This window comes from Bogoriella caseilytica (assembly GCF_003752405.1).
Lineage (GTDB): Bacteria > Actinomycetota > Actinomycetes > Actinomycetales > Actinomycetaceae > Allobogoriella > Allobogoriella caseilytica.
On sequence record NZ_RKHK01000001.1, the window covers coordinates 542,674 to 557,755 of the forward strand.

Below are 15,082 nucleotides of genomic sequence, written 5' to 3' on the forward strand. Positions count from 1 at the left end.
TCGGGTCCTTCTCGGGATTCACGCTCCAACATATGCCATGGCGCGAGCGGTCCCGTACCGCTCCTCGCGCGGCAGCCGTGCCCTCGGACAGTACTCGTCCGGTGATCGCAGCGCCCGCTGAGGATGCAGATCTCACCTCACCAGCGGGCCACCCTGGCTCAGGCGGGAGGCAGCGGCATCGATGCGCTCGTCGCTTGCGGTCAGTGCCATGCGGACATAACCCTCGCCTGCGGGTCCGTAGAAAACCCCCGGTGCCACCAGGATCCCCCGCGCGGCCAGCGCCTCCACCAGGGCCCAGGAACCGGTGGCGCCCTCGGGTCCGGGCTCGCCCACCGCTCCAGCGCGCAACCACAGGTACAGGCCGGCCTCGCTCTGCGGATCCGGCTGCAGGCCCGCGGCCCGGACCGCGTCAAGCAGGACGGCGCGGCGCCGCCCATAACGCGCCTTCTGCTCGGCCACGTGGGCGTCGTCGTGCAGGGCCGCGGTCATCGCGGCCTGAATCGGGCCGGGCACGATCATGCCGGCGTGCCTGCGCACCTCGCGCAGCGGGGCCACGAGCGCTGGATCCCCGGCTGCGAAGGCCGCACGGTAGCCGGCCAGGTTGGACTGCTTGGACAAGGAGTACAGCACCAGCAGGCCAGAGAGGTCGCCGTCGCTCACGCGCGGGTCGAGCAGACTCGGGATGGGCTCAGCCTGCCAGCGCTCGGACCAGCCGAGCTCGGCGTAGCACTCATCGGCGGCGACGACGACGCCGTGACGGCGGGCCCAGGTCACGATCGCGCGGAGCTGCCCGGCATTGAGCACATGACCATGTGGGTTCCCCGGTGAGTTCAGCCAGATCAGGCGCACCCGCGCACCCGCCACGCTCTCCGGCCACGTGGCCGGGTCGATGCCCACCGCAACGGGCTGGGCACCTGCCAGGCGGGCGCCGACGTCGTAAGTGGGGTAGGCCACCTGCGGGTGCAGCACGACATCACCGGCGCCGAGACCGAGCAGTGCCGGCAGCAGAGCCACGGCCTCCTTGGAGCCCACCGTCGGCAGAACGCCGTCCTCGGGCAGGTCCGGCACTCCCCGGCGCCGGGCGAACCAGTCCGTGATGGCCGCACGCAGTTCGGGGGTGCCGACGGTCTGCGGATAGCCCGGGCTGTCCGCGGCGCGCTCAAGTGCCGCGCGCACCACCGCCGGTGTGGGATCGACCGGCGTCCCCACCGAGAGGTCGACCATCCCACCGGGATGCTCACCGGCCACGCGCTTGGCCGGCGCGAGGGCGTCCCAGGGAAAGTCCGGCAGCGCGGCGCCGTTCAGGCCCACGGGAAGGTCAGTCCTGGTTCTGCGGGGGCAGAGCGGCCACGAGGGGGTGATCCTTCTTGATCAGCCCCATCTTCGCGGCGCCACCAGGCGAGCCGATGTCGTCGAAGAAATCGACATTGGCCTTGTAGTAGTCGGCCCAGATGGAGGGGGTGTCATCCTCGTAGTAGATGGCCTCCACCGGGCACACCGGCTCGCAGGCGCCGCAGTCGACGCACTCGTCCGGGTGGATGTAGAGCATCCGTTCACCCTCGTAGATGCAATCCACGGGGCACTCGTCGATGCAGGCCTTGTCCTTGAGGTCGACACACGGTTGAGCGATCACATAGGTCACGGGGTGATTCTCTCAGTCGTCGCCGTTGTTGTCATTGCCGCCACTGTCACCGTCGTCACCATTGCGGCTGTCGCCACCGCCCGGTGACGGCGGAGAACCGCAGATGACGCGATGCCAGGGCCGGTAGGTGTGAGTGCGCACCTCGTCGAGGACCACCTCACCGGACTCGCGGTCGGTGACGGTCCGCCCGTAGTCCACCGTGAAGCCGTGGTAGTGCGGGTTCTCCGCTACGCACTGCGGGTGGGGGTTGTACTCGGTGCCGGGCTGGGTGATGTCCCGCTCGGCGGAGATCCAGTCGTCCACCTCCCACACCGGGGTGCTCCACAGCCGGGTGTGCATGCCCTCGTCGTTGACCCAGGCTTCGATCATCACGCCGTACTCGGTGTTGTTGCGCCAGCGCATATCCAGCGATCCCGCCACCACGGTGGCTTCACGCCCCCGGGGGTAGCGGTCGAACCAGCGCGTGTGCGCGCGATGTTCCACGAGCTCCATACCGGCGAGATAGCCGACATTGAACATCTGCGTCGATACCTGGGAGAGCCCGCCGCCGATGCCTTCGGTCGCGAAGCCCCCGCTGACCATTCCCGAGGCCACGTAGCCGTTCTCCAACGTGAACGGGCCGATCGTCTCAGTGAGGGAGAAGATCTCCCCCGGCCTGACCAGGGTGCCGCTGAGGAGCTCCGCGCCGCGCCGCAGGTTCGCTGTGCGCGGCGGGTCGTAAGGAATCGGGGTGGAGAAGGACACGATCTCCTCGTTCACGCCCAGGGCCTCGGCATCGGCGGTGCTGAACTCCGGTTCCGCCTCGGTGAGCTCCACCACGGCCCGGCGGCGGTCAGCGGTGATGGCCTCGCGAACGCCCTCCGCGAGCAGTTCGGGGTCCACGCCGGTTCCGGTTGTCGCCGGCTCGATCTCCGGGCCGTCACTGGTCAGCACGATGCGGGCGTCCTCACCGGCGGTCTCGATGTCCGGGTTGCTTTCCACCAGCGCTTCGGCAAGCTGGTCGGCGGCGAGTTCCAGGCGCAGTCCGGCGCCATTGGGCACGAAGGTCGCCGCCTCAGCCAGCGTGGCCGGGCTGAGCTCAGCTTCCTGCTCACCGGCCTCGATAGTGACCGGGCCGGCCACCAATGGCTCGGCGTACTCACGGCGGGCCTCCTGCACAGCCTCCTCGCCGATACCCGGCTCCAGGGTCTGGCCGGGGAGTTCAAGCGGATGCGGTTCGGTCAGCCAGTCCGCCGAGACCAGTGCGGCGGCGCCGTCGAGGTCGAGCTGCAGGCCGTCCTCTGGTTCGGTGACGACCACGGTGGTTCCGGAGAAGGTGATGAAGCCCTCCACCGGCGCGCGCTCGATGTCCTGGTTGACCAGTTCGAGCTCAGCACGCAGCGCCTCCTCGTCCACGGCGGTCACGGGCTCCACCGCGCCGATCCCGAAGAGCCGGTCCCACAGCACGCGCGGGTCAACGGAGAAACCGGTCAGCCCTTCGAGGGTGGCGGCGGCGTCGAACTGCAGGCCCGCCGGGCCGGGATCGATGGTGGCGGAGACGTCGTCGATCCGCACCGAGATCGGCTGTTCGGTCACTGCGCCCAGCTCGGTCTCCAGCCGCTGGTGGGCCTCGTCGTGGCTGAGGCCTCCGATCGGCACGCCGGCGACCGTGGCATCGGAGGCGACACGATCAGAGAGCCACCAGGCGAGGCCTGCGTAGGCAGCGGCCAGGAGCGCCACGATCACCACCGGGATGACCCAGCGGTACCGCCGGCGTGGTTCCTCACCGTCGAACCCCTCGAAGGGGGATGCGGGATTCGCGGATTCGTCGCTCACGTGTCGCCTTCTCAGCCTGTCGCTCCGTCAGCCCTGGTGCGCGGGATGCACTGCGGGCGGAGGTCGGACCAGCTCACCGCCCACATCGTGGACCGAGCCAACCAGGCCCCTGCGGCATCGTAGGCGCCGGGCTCCGCGTGGCGAGGCCTGGGGGCAGGACGTCACCACATCGTTATCATGGGGCGGCTCACATCTGTTGCCAGACCAACGATTGCAGCCCCTTGCTCCTCAGAGGTGGGGCCGCAGGCGGGCCAGGTGATGGACCAGCGCCGGAGCACTGCTCGCCCCGCCGGCGTACACGCCCTCCACCTCCCCCACCACGACATCGTGATCGCCGGCCTGGCGAATCCAGCTCGTCCGGCACTCGAGATGCACCCGCGCGGGCTCGATGAGGGCCGCTCCGCTCCGTGCGCCTCGGTGATGGTCGATTCCGATGAGCTGCCCCAGGGCCGGGCGGCCAGGCTCGGCCATCCGCTCCGCGGCCGCCTCAGCGCCGGCCGAGAGCACGCTGACGGCCCAGAGGTCCGTCTCCTCGAGCGCCTCACGGAGGCGAGCATCGGCATGCACGGTGAAAAGCACCATGGGCGGGCGGAGCGAGACCGAGACGACCGAGGTCGCGGTCATTGCCAGGTCGAGGTTCCCCTGCCGCAGGCTGATGGCGCATACCCCGGCGGGAAGCCGCGCCATGGCGTTGCGGAAGTCGTCGATCAGGTCAGGCATCGCCGTACCAGGACCGCGGCGTGAGCGCCGGAACCAGCACGGCAAGAACGGGCACGCCGAGCAGGAGGAAGAGGCTGGTGTTGTCGTCGGCGACCAGCACGTTGGTTCCGCCGCCGAGGTAGGTCAGGGCGAGGATCGCGATGAGCAGTGCCGCCGCATTGAGCAGCACGCCGCCGAAGTCCGCCGCGGCGCGGGCCAGCATGCCGCTGACCGCGGCGACAGCGAGCGCACCCACGAGCCCCGCGGGGAGATCGAAGGCGACCACCCGGTGCAGCAGCGTGGCCACCAGTCCGGACATCGCCCCCACGATGAACACGGCCGCGAGGGCCAACAGCCCCCAGGAATCCCACCTTCGGTTCGAGGGACCCGGCCCGGCCTCGGGGCCACCCGGCTCGGCTTCGTGGCCACCCGGCTCGGTCTCGTGGCCACCCGGCTCGCCCTCGTGGGCACCCGGCCCGGCTGCTGGGCGGTCAGTCATGGCCAAAGAAGGAACGGAGCTGTTCGGTGGTGGCCTCTTGCCCCGGCGCGAGGGTGATCGAGGCGGCCGCCATGATCGGCTGGAGCACGCCATTGGAGACGGCGAACCACCCGGCCAGTTCGGCACCGGCTTCGGCGGCAGACTCACGCTCAGCGTCGTCCAGGAGGTGCACGGCCTGCACCTGAGTGCGGTGGGCGCGCATCGCCTCGGTCAGCGAGCCGAGAACCGGGGCGAGGTCGACGTCGAGGTCGATACGCTCGGGCGGATAGGCGCGCGAGACCAGCGGCCCCGTGGAGGGGCGCGGCGTCAGCTCATCCCCCCGCTCACCGAGGATGGCCTCTCGCGCGGCGCGCTGCTCCATCCAGGCCAGGGCGGTGCGCATCTTCTCGGCGTTCGTGGTGACCCAGGCGATCGCCGGTACCTGGAACGGTTCCAGCCCTGCGAGAGGATCGTCCTCGGCTTCAGCCCCCACGCTCGCGGCGGCCCGCGCCTCGTCGGCGGCCAGCTCTGCCGCGCGCATGGCGACGTCGTGGACGCGGATGTGATCCGGGTGGCCGTAGCCGCCGTCGGGCTCCTCGGTCAGGAGCACCTCGGGGCGGCGGGAGCGGATCACTGAGGCCAGCAGCCGCGCCGTGACATCGAGGTCGATGGCGGTGAAGGCATCCGCGCCGGCGTCCTCACCCGGCCCCGCGAGACCAGGACGGATCCAGCGCATACCGGAATCGGTGAATCGGGGCGGACGCAGGTCGCTGAGACCCTCCACGGCGTCGAGCATGAGGTGCTCGGCTGGTTGCAGCGCCGCGATCGCACGGTCCAGCTCCCGGGCGCGCTCGGCGGCCAGCGCGTGATCGTCGCCTTCGAGGTGGGCGAGGTCGGCGGGAATGACCTCGCCCTTCTCTCCTCGGTTGGCGTTGACCACGGTGACCTGGCGACCGGCTCGGACGGCGGAAGCGATGAGGCCGCCGCCGCCGAGGGTCTCGTCGTCGGGATGGGCGAAGAACGCGAGCATGACCGCCAGCCTACGGCCGCTGAGCCTGCCGGGTGCTCCCCGGGCTACTTCGCGGCGCCCACCGACTACTTCGCCCGCTTCGAAGCGCGGTAACGCTCCGTGGCATCGAGGATCACCTTGCGGATGCGCACCGATTCCGGAGTGACCTCCACGCACTCGTCCTCGGCGGCGAACTCCAGGGACTCCTCGAGGGTGAGCTTGCGCGGAGGGGTGAGGCTCTCGAAGGTGTCGGCCGAGGCCGAGCGCATGTTCGTGAGCTTCTTCTCCTTGGTGATGTTGACGTCCATGTCCTCATTGCGGGAGTTCTCCCCCACCACCTGGCCCTCGTAGACCTCGGAGGTGGGCTCGACGAAGAAGCTGCCCCGGTCGGACAGGCCGAGCATGGCGAAGGGTGTCACCGCTCCGGCCCGGTCGGCCACCAGGGAACCGGAGGAACGCATCTCGATCGGGCCGTGCCAGGGTTCGAAGCCCTCGGCGATCGAGGAGGCGATGCCGGTGCCCCGGGTCTCGGTGAGGAAACGGGTGCGGAAACCGATCAGCCCGCGGGCGGGCACCACGAACTCCATGCGCACCCAGCCCGAACCGTGGTTCGACATGGTCTCCATGCGGCCCTTGCGGGCGGCCATGAGCTGGGTGACGGTGCCGAGGTACTCCTCGGGCACGTCGATGGTCATCCGCTCCATCGGCTCGTGGCGGGCGCCGTTGACCTCCTTTGTGACCACCTGCGGCTTGCCGACGGTCAGCTCGAAACCCTCGCGGCGCATCTGCTCCACCAGGATGGCCAGCGCCAGCTCACCGCGGCCCTGCACCTCCCAGGCGTCCGGCCGCTCGGTGGGCAGCACGCGCAGTGAGACGTTACCGATGAGCTCGGCGTCGAGACGGTCCTTGACCTGACGCGCGGTGACCTTGTGGCCCTTACCGCCCTTGCCGGCCAGCGGCGAGGTGTTGATCCCGATGGTCATCGAGATCGCCGGGGCGTCCACGGTGATCAAGGGCAGTGGCTTGGGGTTCTCCGCGTCGGTGAGGGTCTCGCCGATCATGATGTCGGCGATACCGGCCACGGCCACGATCTCACCCGGTCCGGCCTCCTCGGCCGGCACGCGCTGCAGGCCTTCGGTGCGGAGCAACTCGGTGATCTTCACCGTCGTGGTGGTGCCGTCGGTCTTGGCCCAGGCCACCTGCTGGCCCTTGCGCAGTGTGCCGCCGCGGATCCGCAGCAGCGCGAGGCGGCCGAGGAAGGGGGAGGCGTCGAGGTTGGTGACGTGCGCCTGGAGGACGGCGCCCTCCTCGTAGGCCGGCGCCGGGATGGTCTCGAGGATGGTGGCGAAGAGCGGCTCCACGGTCTCGTTGTCCGGGAGACCGCCGTCGGCCGGCTGGTTCCGGGAGGCGCGCCCGGCCTTGGCCGAGGCGTAGACCACCGGGACGTCGAGCAGCGCATCGATATCGAGGTCCGGCACCTCGTCGGAGAGGTCGGAGGCCAGACCCAGCAGCAGATCGGTGGTCTCGCCGACCACCTCGTCGATGCGGGCGTCCGGGCGGTCGACCTTGTTGACGACGACGATCACCGGCAGCTTGGCGGCCAGCGCCTTGCGCAGCACGAAGCGCGTCTGAGGCAGCGGGCCCTCCGAGGCGTCCACGAGCAGCACGACGCCGTCGACCATGGACAGGCCTCGCTCGACCTCACCGCCGAAGTCGGCGTGGCCGGGGGTGTCGATCACGTTGATGGTGATCTCCGGGGTACCGGAAGCAGCCGCCGAGGGGCCCGTGTACCGGATGGCAGTGTTCTTCGCGAGAATGGTGATGCCCTTCTCGCGCTCGAGATCGCCGGAGTCCATCACGCGCTCGGCCACCTCCTGGTGGCCGCCGAAGGCGCCACCCTGGCGGAGCATGGCGTCCACGAGGGTGGTCTTGCCATGGTCGACGTGGGCGACGATTGCGACGTTGCGCAGGTCAGAGCGCACGGGCATGCGAGGTCTCGCTTTCACAGTGGGGTGCCGCCCGGCCATGGGCAGCGGAGAACGGGCGCGGAGCGCCGTCGCCATGGTACTGGCAGATGGCACAGTCTCGCTCTCGGCGCAAAATCTCACTCCATGAGACACCTGTGGGGTTGTGGCTTGCATCGAAGGGGCAAGCCCGCAAGCGTTGGGGTGTCCGAGGCGCGTGCGTTGTGCCCGCAGGTATTGCGTAGGCGTCGGCTGTTCCCGATGAGTCCGGAGGTTCTCCGGACCCCGGGCCCGCCTCCCCGCACCGACGACAGGAGCCCCACATGCTCACTCTCACCGAGAACGCCCAGGCCGCAGTGGCCGGCCTGACCACCGAAGCCAATGTTCCGGACACAGGCGGTGTGCGCATCGCGCTGACCGAGGACCAGAGCCAGCTGGAGATGTCGCTCGTCCCTGAGCCCCAGGAGACCGACGAGGTCATCGACACCGACGGCGCGAAGGTTTTTGTCGCCGCCGAGACCGCCCCCGTGCTGGCTGACCACACCCTCGATGCCCAGCAGACCCCCGAGGGCATTGGCTTCAGCCTCGACAAGCCCGGTGCGCCGGCCGAGGGCTGACGCCAACGCGCGTCGGCCTGAGGGCTGACCGCGAGTAGGGTCGCTCGCGACTGAGGGAGGTTCGCCCGGATGGGCGGGCCTCCCTTCGTCGTTCCGCAGGATCGCGCCGCCACCTCGCACGACCAGGGGCCTGTCATCCTCCGGCCGTCGTCATGCTCCTCGCGGCAACGAGCATGACGATCGCCCGCCGCCGTCGGCCGATGGCCTAATCTCACAGCTATGACCTCGGTGACACCGGCAAGTGGTTCCGCTCGACCCCACGGCGCACCACCGCGCCGGTCGTCAGGAGGCGGGTTCCTCGCCCTGCTCTTCACCGTGCTGGGCGCGGGCCTGCTGGCGGGAGGTGCTGGCCGGGCCACCTTCCTCGCCATCCCCGACGCCACACTTCTGGAGGCCCCCTTTGCGCTGGCCCTGATCCTCGGCGGCGCCGGGTCTCTCGGCATTGGCGCCGTGCTGGCCGCGCGCGGGCGCTCCACCTCGCCGGGCGCCGTACTGCTCGCCATTTCGTTCTATCTCACGGTGACCTCCCTCATGGCCATGTCCGCAGCCACGCAGATGCTCGGACCGTGGTACTGGATCTCTGACCGATTCGGATTCGAGACCGTCTCGGGCCTGCGGGTCATGCTGCTGACCGGCGTTCTTCCCGCAACTGCCGCAGTACTACTCGGCGGAGCGATCGGCGCGCGGCGGTCCGCGAAGTCAGCGCGAGACGTCTCCGCATCGCCGGGGACGGCGCAGCCGGGTGGCTCGGCCACCCCCGGGCTGACCGTCAGTACCGTCGATTCCTCCCTGACCGGCCCCTCCGGCCCTTCCGGCTCGGCCGCCATTGCGGCACTACTCGGCACGGTCGCGGCCGGTGGCGGCCTCGCGTGGACGGTCATTCAGGGAACCCAGGCCATGCAAGAGCTGCAGCTGACCATCACTCCACTGCCGCAACTGGCCCTCATGCTCCCGGGCGTGGTCGTGCTGGGGATTGCGGCCTATCTGGTGCGGTGGACCCGACTCCACCTGTGGCTGGTCAGTGTCACCCTGCTTGGCCTGACGCTCGCGGCATCGGTGATGCCGAGGGACCTCGCTCTCCTGCTCGAACCCGTCATGGGAACCGGCAGCTACACGCTCGTGTCGCTCTTCTTGCGGCCTGGACTGCTCCTCGGCTTCGCCCTGGTGCTGGCAGGGATCGCGATCGGCTCACGCATGGAATTCACGCGTTCCGGCAACATCCAGGTCTCCTGGTACCGGGGTGACACCACCGAGCCGTGGCTCGCCGACCAGTTCCGCTCCGGCAGGCCCGGCTCCGGCCCGGCATCCGGGTCCTCTGCCGACGGTCCGGCACCTGGCACTCCGGCGTCCGGCCAGGCGGGAGGCGCGTCGCCGTACGGGCCTCCGCCCACCGGCGAATGGCCTCCACCCACCGAGGGCCCGGCCACCGGTCCCTCGGGCAACCCCACCAACCCCTTCGGTCCGCCCGGCCCACAGCAACGCTTCTGAGCCGCGCAGCGAGGCGCGCGGCCGAGCGGCATCGCACGGCGCGGGACCGCGTCGTCCTAGTCGGTGAGGCCGCGAGCGTGGAGCGCCTCTCCCGTGGCGCGGGCGCCGGCCACGGTGCGCAACACCAGCGGAGTGAGATAGGCACGCGGCTGCCGGTGCAGGCCACGAGCGAGGGCCGCATCGCGGGTCTGAGCGGCCAGTTCCATGGTGGCGGGAACCGCCCGGATCACCAGCGAGAACGCGAGCGCCACGCGCTCAGGGTCAGCACCCCAGCGGCGGAAGGGGCGCACCAGCCAGACCACCACATCCACGATCGCGTCCATCGGCGTGGTGGCGGTGACGAGGTTCGCTGCGAGCACCACGGCGAGGAGCCCTCCGGCCACCACCACGGCGCGCTCCAGGTCGTGCTGCCAGGCCTGCACTCCGAAAACCAGCAGCGCGATGATCGCGAAACCGCGCAGTACCCGCCAGGTTTCAGCGCACCCGGGGCCGGCCCACAGGCTCGCGGCCAGCACCGCCACCAGCAGACCCGCGGTGACCACCACATGCGCGACCAGCACCGTGAGCAGGGCGAAGACCAGGAGCCCGGCGAGCTTCACTCCGGCCGGAAGGCGATGCAGCAGTCTCACCCTCCTCCTCACGCCAGCTCCCGGTACCGCGCAATGACCTCGGCCGGGCGACCATCGGCCTCGATGCGGCCGTTCTCCACCAGCAGCAGGCGCTCGCATCGCGCCGCGAGCTCAAGGTCGTGAGTGACCAGGACCAGTTGCTGCTCCAGGCCCCAGAGCAGGTCGGCCACGCGGCGGGTGTTGCGCAGGTCGAGCAGGGTGGTGGGTTCGTCGGCCACCACGATGCTCGGTTCGGCGGCCAACACCGCGGCGAGGGCGAGGAGCTGGCGCTGCCCGCCGGAGAGAGTGTGCACGGAGCGGTCGGCCAGTTCCGCGAGGCCAAAGCGCCCGAGCACCTCGAGGGCAGCCCGGTGGCGTTCCGCACGGCGCTTGTGCCGGCGGCGCAGCGAGAGGGCCACATCCTCCACCGCCGTCGGCATGACGAGCTGGCTCGCCGGATCGGTGAAGACGAAGCCCACCTGCTGGCGCACCACCGAACCGCGCTGCCGGGTGTCCAGACCGCGCACGCGCACCGCGCCGGTACTGGGCTCGACCAGTCCGTTGATCAGACGTGCCAGGGTGGATTTCCCGGAGCCATTGGCCCCGATGACGCCGACGCGCGCCTCGGTCAACGTCACGGTCAGCGGTTCAAGGATGACCGTGGCCTCCTCCCCCGCCGTGACGCCGGCCGCGTCGAACTCGATCATCGACGCGAGGGAAGCAGATCCGGGAAGGCTCGGTGCACGGCCGTGGCCACGAGGGCCATCAAGAGGTTCTTCACCACGTCTCCCGGCCAGAACACCAGGTCAGTGAGCAGCGCGGCCTGGGCACTGAGGTCGGCTCGCCACATCAGCCCGAGGATGCCCAGCGGGTGAGTCACGGTGAAGGAGCCGGCGAGACCAGCGAGCAGGATCAGCGGGACCGAGGTGGCGAGGCGCCGTCGCGGGAGTCGCTGCACCAGGAAACCGGTGATGGCCGCGGCGAGGGGGAAGGAGATCAGGTATCCCGCGGTCGGCCCGGCGAAGGGTGCCAGGCCGGCCGATCCCCCGGCGAAGACGGGGAATCCGGCCGCGCCCACGGCCAGGTAGAGCAGCACCGCCAGGAAACCGCGGCGTGCTCCGAGCACAGCCCCGGCGAGGAGCACGCCGAAGGTCTGGAAGGTGATCGGCACCAGGCCACCACCCAGGTAGAGGGCCGGAAGCAAGGAGCAGGCGGCGATCAGCGCGGCGAAAGCGGCAATCAGCGCCAGATCGGTGCTGGCCTGCCGCGCGCTGACGGATCTGCGCCGACGTGCCGGGGCGGTCTGCTCGTTGTCAGGCGCCGGCATTTCGTGCTCGGCGGGCAGCCGTACTTCAGGTTCTCTCGTCACGTCCGGTTCACCTCCCGCGCGCCAGAGCACCCATCGGGTCCCAGGCAGGGAGGGTGATGGGCTGCTCGTTCAGGCGCTGCTGGAGTTCCTCGGGCAGGCGTGAGCGGTGCACGGCCACCTCGAAGACGTGCTCGCCGAACCAGGAGTCATTCATGGTCCAGAAACCCTTGTCGGCCTTGTCGGTGCCCCAGGAGTTCTCCACGCGCCAGCGCCGCGGGACGCCGTCGTGCAGGTCCACGCCGGTGAACACCATGGCGTGGGTCATCAAGGACTCGTGGTGGAGGAGCCGCTCCGCCTTGGTGAGGCTGAAGTCGACGTCGTAGACCGAGCCGTAGTCGTAGAGCGCGGCATCCCAGTACCCCAGGGCGCGCTGGGCCTGCTTGCCGGTGTCACATCCGAACCAGACCGGCTCGCCGTCCTGGATGGAGGCAGCGGTGAGGGAACGGATGAGATCGATGTCCACATTGAGGTAGGTGACCGGTGGCGCGTCGGCGACGTTACCGAGGAACTCCACGGTGAAGGTCCGGCCCTGGGGCGAGCTCTCGCGCGGATCGTGCACGAGGCAGACGTAGTCCTCGAGGTCGGCACCCAGGTACTTCTCCGCGAACTCCACCGGGGTAAGTTGCCCGTCGCGGTGGAAGGTGCCGTCGGCGTCGTTCCACTGCCACAGGAAGGACTCCGGCGGGGTGCCCAGGTGGATGGCCAGCACCCGGTAGACCGCGGCCATCACCTGATCCTTGCGTTCGGCGATCTCGTCGTCCCCCACGCCGGCTGTGTGTAGGGCACGCAGGTCACGCGTACCTTGGCGCAGCACCGTCCGCAGCGCCCGGTTCATCTGCCCGGTGTTCGAGGAGGACTCGGTCTCCGGCATGGCAGCCTTGGGCACCACGCCGTACTTGCGGACCAGGGCCACGAACATGTTCCACTGCCCGCCGTCGTCAATGGGGTTGGCGAGGAGATGGGCCACGGTGCGATCGTCGACGTCGCGGTCGGCGGTGGCGAGCATGGCCTCGAGGAAGTAGTTGGCGCGCTCGAGCTTGTCCCAGAAGTGCAGCCAGGTCTGGGAGAACTCGAAGTTCTTCACGTTCATCCGTGCGGCCGCGTTGCTGCGGAGCACGTTGAGGCCGGCGAAGAGCCAGCAGCGCCCGGAGCGCTTCTGGTTGGTGGCCTCGTGTTTGTCCAGCACGTGTGACATCGAGTGATCGATGCTCATGACCACGTCCCGATCGAGGGCGATCTCGTCCACGGAGTTCTTCGTGACGGCGTTCTGCGCCACCTTGAGACGCACGTCGGAGGCAAAGGCCGCGCGATAGCGGGCGATGTCGCTCGGAGCCACGGCGCGCGCGAGTGCTGTGTCGTTGGAGGTCATCGCCCCATTCTCACCCAGGTTCCACAGCACACCTGCACCTGGTCAGGGCATACCCCCTTGAGCGCGATGGTGGTAGATATAAGCGCTATGACTACCACCCCGCCTCCCGGTTGGTACCCCGATCCTGAGCGCCCAGGCGCCTCTCGCTGGTGGGACGGCTCGGCATGGGGCGCTCCCCAGGCACCCGGTGTGCCCTCCGGTGCGGAGCCCAGCGCTGCCTCCGCCGATCACGGTGGCTACGGCAACCCCCAGGGCGCCTTCGGTGCCGAGCAGCCTGGTGACAGCAACCCCCAGGGCGCGTACGGGTACCAGCAGAGCGGGTATGAGGCGAGCTCGGGGGCGTATGGGGCGCAGCAGAACCCCTACGGACCTACGACGACCCAGCAGAGCCCCGCCTGGGGGTCCGAGCAGCAGAAGAGCAGCAACGCCGTGGCCTTCATCGTCATCGGCATCGTGGCTGTCCTTCTGATCGGGGCGCTCATCTGGCTCGTCGTCGCGCTGCGAAGCTGGAGCGGCGACTGGATTCCCGACCAAGCCGGGCCGCCACCGACCGAGGTCACGTCTGAGCCTGACGAGGACGACGTCTGGGATGACGACGAGGACGACAGCTGGGACGAAGACGACATCGAGGACGACGCGGAGACTCCCGGAACCTCCGCGCCTGGTGACCCGGGTTCCGGAGAGGTCATCGACACGACCTCGATCACGGTGGCCGAGGGGGACAACGAGACCGCGGAGTACGCCTTCACCATCGACGACGCTGGGTTCTACGCCATCCACGTCAACAACACCAACGGTGCGGACCCCCGCGCCGAGCTCCTGGGGCCGAACGGCTTTGCTGTGATGGATGATGACGGCGGCGATGGCTTCGACTCCCTGATCGTCGAGGACCTCGAAGCCGGGGACTACACGCTCGTGGTCGACGAGTACTGGGGCTACGAACTCGAGGCTGAGGTCATCATCGAGCGTCTCTGACCTCAGTCTCTCGGACCTCAGTCGAGGCAGAACTCGTTGCCTTCCGGATCGGCCATCACGATGAAGCCGATGCTCAGCGGCGGCTCCGGATCGAAGCGCTGACGGCGTGTGGCGCCGAGAGCGACCAGGCGCGCGCACTCTGCTTCCAAAGCGGCCATACGCTCCTCGCCATGCAAGCCGACGGCGGTCCGCACATCCAGGTGGAGCCGGTTCTTGGCCGTCTTGGGTTCGGGGACCTGCTGGAAGAAGATCCGGGGCCCGGCGCCCTCGGGGTCTTCCAGGGCACAGGAGGAGTTGCGCTGCTCCTCGGGCACCCCGGCGCGCTCGAGGAACTCCTGCCAGGCCGCCAGCACGTCGGCGTCCTCGGGGAGGTCGGTGCCGGGCGGGTGCGGGAAGACGTAGCCGAGCACCTCGCGCCAGAACGTAGCCAGGGCTTGTGGGTCAGCGGCGTCGAAGGTGATCTGCACGGTGGCGCTCATGGACGGCCTTTCTGGGCGTGCAGGTCTCGCAGGAGCGAGACCTCGGCGAGGTGATGGATCAGTTCACGGTGGATGTGCAGGATGAGCGCGGCCATGGAGTGCTCCTCGAAGCCGTCCTCGCCGCACGGCCTGCTGAGGCCGGCCTCGCCCAGAGCGGCGACGCCGTCGACCCAGATGCGGTACTCGGCGTCGAGTTGGGCGAGGGCTTCCTCTGCGGTGGCTGCGTACTCGAAGGATTGGTAGTCCGTGGTGGCCCGGCCGAAGTGCGTGGCATTGCGCATGGCCAGGATACCGACGATGACGTGGGCCAGGCGCCACGAGATGGTGGTGACCGGCGGCGGCTCCGGAGGCGGGAAGGCGAAGTCGATGGTCATGGCGCCCGCACCGCCTTGGACCGGCGCGGTCGAGGTGCCGCGGGGGCGCACGTTCCACGCACCGGGTACCGGTTCCCAGAAGTACTCCTCGTCGCTCAGCCCGTCCAGGCGGGGGCGCACCTGATTGCTCCAGTGCCACTCGATCTGGTCGCGCAGGATCTCGTTCCAGTGCATGTCGCTCATGGAGCACACTCTG

The 15,082-nt window shown here is 69.6% G+C and carries 16 protein-coding genes; 3 read left to right on the forward strand and 13 right to left on the reverse strand.

Annotated features, from left to right (window positions below):
- Nucleotides 1-132: 132 nt before the first annotated feature.
- The 7 genes from dapC to typA all read right to left on the reverse strand — a co-directional run bounded on the left by dapC (nucleotide 133) and on the right by typA (nucleotide 7,631).
- Complete coding sequence (gene dapC / locus EDD31_RS02420; protein ID WP_123302749.1) at nucleotides 133-1,311, reverse strand: succinyldiaminopimelate transaminase; 1,179 nt, start codon at nucleotides 1,309-1,311, stop codon at nucleotides 133-135.
- A 7-nt stretch (nucleotides 1,312-1,318) separates the two neighbouring features.
- Nucleotides 1,319-1,642 (reverse strand): ferredoxin, encoded by a 324-nt coding sequence (fdxA, locus tag EDD31_RS02425; RefSeq protein WP_123302750.1) that lies wholly within the window; start codon nucleotides 1,640-1,642, stop codon nucleotides 1,319-1,321.
- Between the two features lie 12 nt (nucleotides 1,643-1,654).
- The gene (locus EDD31_RS02430) at nucleotides 1,655-3,457 is read right to left on the reverse strand and encodes a VanW family protein (RefSeq protein WP_123302751.1); all 1,803 of its coding nucleotides are present in this window, start codon (nucleotides 3,455-3,457) and stop codon (nucleotides 1,655-1,657) included.
- Between the two features lie 228 nt (nucleotides 3,458-3,685).
- Nucleotides 3,686-4,177 carry a flavin reductase family protein gene (locus EDD31_RS02435; RefSeq protein ID WP_123302752.1) on the reverse strand — a complete coding sequence of 164 codons (492 nt, stop codon included), beginning with the start codon at nucleotides 4,175-4,177 and terminating at the stop codon, nucleotides 3,686-3,688.
- On the reverse strand, nucleotides 4,170-4,655 hold the full coding sequence (locus EDD31_RS02440) for a hypothetical protein (protein ID WP_123302753.1): 486 nt from the start codon (nucleotides 4,653-4,655) through the stop codon (nucleotides 4,170-4,172). Before EDD31_RS02440 ends, EDD31_RS02435 begins: the two co-directional genes overlap by 8 nt.
- Nucleotides 4,648-5,664 (reverse strand): PIG-L family deacetylase, encoded by a 1,017-nt coding sequence (locus EDD31_RS02445; protein ID WP_123302754.1) that lies wholly within the window; start codon nucleotides 5,662-5,664, stop codon nucleotides 4,648-4,650. Before EDD31_RS02445 ends, EDD31_RS02440 begins: the two co-directional genes overlap by 8 nt.
- 65 nt (nucleotides 5,665-5,729) lie before the next feature.
- Entirely contained in the window at nucleotides 5,730-7,631 is a 1,902-nt protein-coding gene (typA, locus tag EDD31_RS02450) for a translational GTPase TypA (RefSeq protein ID WP_123302755.1), read from the reverse strand.
- A 299-nt stretch (nucleotides 7,632-7,930) separates the two neighbouring features.
- Here typA and EDD31_RS02455 point away from each other — a divergent pair, with 299 nt between their 5' ends.
- On the forward strand, nucleotides 7,931-8,224 hold the full coding sequence (locus tag EDD31_RS02455) for a HesB/IscA family protein (protein ID WP_123302756.1): 294 nt from the start codon (nucleotides 7,931-7,933) through the stop codon (nucleotides 8,222-8,224).
- Between the two features lie 219 nt (nucleotides 8,225-8,443).
- Nucleotides 8,444-9,712, forward strand: a complete 1,269-nt coding sequence (locus EDD31_RS02460) for a hypothetical protein (protein ID WP_148058844.1) — start codon at nucleotides 8,444-8,446, stop codon at nucleotides 9,710-9,712.
- Nucleotides 9,713-9,768: 56 nt separating this feature from the next.
- Here EDD31_RS02460 and EDD31_RS02465 read toward each other — a convergent pair whose 3' ends face one another.
- From EDD31_RS02465 to EDD31_RS02480, 4 genes are read right to left on the reverse strand one after another with little or no spacing between them, the layout of a single operon-like run.
- A complete protein-coding gene (locus tag EDD31_RS02465) occupies nucleotides 9,769-10,341 on the reverse strand; it encodes an energy-coupling factor transporter transmembrane component T family protein (protein ID WP_245990780.1) in 573 nt (190 codons plus the stop codon).
- Between the two features lie 8 nt (nucleotides 10,342-10,349).
- Entirely contained in the window at nucleotides 10,350-11,027 is a 678-nt protein-coding gene (locus EDD31_RS02470) for an energy-coupling factor ABC transporter ATP-binding protein (RefSeq protein WP_123302759.1), read from the reverse strand.
- On the reverse strand, nucleotides 11,024-11,689 hold the full coding sequence (locus EDD31_RS02475) for a biotin transporter BioY (protein WP_245990782.1): 666 nt from the start codon (nucleotides 11,687-11,689) through the stop codon (nucleotides 11,024-11,026). Before EDD31_RS02475 ends, EDD31_RS02470 begins: the two co-directional genes overlap by 4 nt.
- Nucleotides 11,690-11,696: 7 nt before the next feature.
- Nucleotides 11,697-13,058, reverse strand: coding sequence for a C1 family peptidase (locus EDD31_RS02480; RefSeq protein WP_123305027.1), 1,362 nt, complete (start codon nucleotides 13,056-13,058; stop codon nucleotides 11,697-11,699).
- 87 nt (nucleotides 13,059-13,145) lie between these two features.
- Between EDD31_RS02480 and EDD31_RS14835 the strand changes: the two genes are divergently transcribed.
- Nucleotides 13,146-14,033: a DUF2510 domain-containing protein gene (locus tag EDD31_RS14835; protein ID WP_211336036.1), complete on the forward strand. Its 888-nt coding sequence runs from the start codon at nucleotides 13,146-13,148 to the stop codon at nucleotides 14,031-14,033.
- 17 nt (nucleotides 14,034-14,050) lie between these two features.
- Here the strand turns inward: EDD31_RS14835 and EDD31_RS02490 are convergent, their stop codons facing one another.
- Together EDD31_RS02490 and EDD31_RS02495 are read right to left on the reverse strand one after the other, a co-directional pair.
- On the reverse strand, nucleotides 14,051-14,512 hold the full coding sequence (locus EDD31_RS02490; protein ID WP_123302761.1) for a VOC family protein: 462 nt from the start codon (nucleotides 14,510-14,512) through the stop codon (nucleotides 14,051-14,053).
- Nucleotides 14,509-15,069 carry a DinB family protein gene (locus EDD31_RS02495; RefSeq protein ID WP_211336037.1) on the reverse strand — a complete coding sequence of 187 codons (561 nt, stop codon included), beginning with the start codon at nucleotides 15,067-15,069 and terminating at the stop codon, nucleotides 14,509-14,511. The genes EDD31_RS02490 and EDD31_RS02495 overlap by 4 nt, the downstream gene beginning before the upstream one ends.
- Nucleotides 15,070-15,082: the final 13 nt, after the last annotated feature.

What these genes read in the sequence shown, in the direction of transcription:
- EDD31_RS02435 (WP_123302752.1), bottom strand. Translation starts at nt 4,177, where the DNA reads ATGCCTGACCTGATCGACGACTTCCGCAACGCCATGGCGCGGCTTCCC.
- EDD31_RS02440 (WP_123302753.1), bottom strand. Translation starts at nt 4,655, where the DNA reads ATGACTGACCGCCCAGCAGCCGGGCCGGGTGCCCACGAGGGCGAGCCG.
- EDD31_RS02445 (WP_123302754.1), bottom strand. Translation starts at nt 5,664, where the DNA reads ATGCTCGCGTTCTTCGCCCATCCCGACGACGAGACCCTCGGCGGCGGC.
- typA (WP_123302755.1), bottom strand. Translation starts at nt 7,631, where the DNA reads ATGCCCGTGCGCTCTGACCTGCGCAACGTCGCAATCGTCGCCCACGTC.
- EDD31_RS02455 (WP_123302756.1), top strand. Translation starts at nt 7,931, where the DNA reads ATGCTCACTCTCACCGAGAACGCCCAGGCCGCAGTGGCCGGCCTGACC.
- EDD31_RS02460 (WP_148058844.1), top strand. Translation starts at nt 8,444, where the DNA reads ATGACCTCGGTGACACCGGCAAGTGGTTCCGCTCGACCCCACGGCGCA.
- EDD31_RS02470 (WP_123302759.1), bottom strand. Translation starts at nt 11,027, where the DNA reads ATGATCGAGTTCGACGCGGCCGGCGTCACGGCGGGGGAGGAGGCCACG.
- EDD31_RS02480 (WP_123305027.1), bottom strand. Translation starts at nt 13,058, where the DNA reads ATGACCTCCAACGACACAGCACTCGCGCGCGCCGTGGCTCCGAGCGAC.
- EDD31_RS14835 (WP_211336036.1), top strand. Translation starts at nt 13,146, where the DNA reads ATGACTACCACCCCGCCTCCCGGTTGGTACCCCGATCCTGAGCGCCCA.
- EDD31_RS02490 (WP_123302761.1), bottom strand. Translation starts at nt 14,512, where the DNA reads ATGAGCGCCACCGTGCAGATCACCTTCGACGCCGCTGACCCACAAGCC.
- EDD31_RS02495 (WP_211336037.1), bottom strand. Translation starts at nt 15,069, where the DNA reads ATGAGCGACATGCACTGGAACGAGATCCTGCGCGACCAGATCGAGTGG.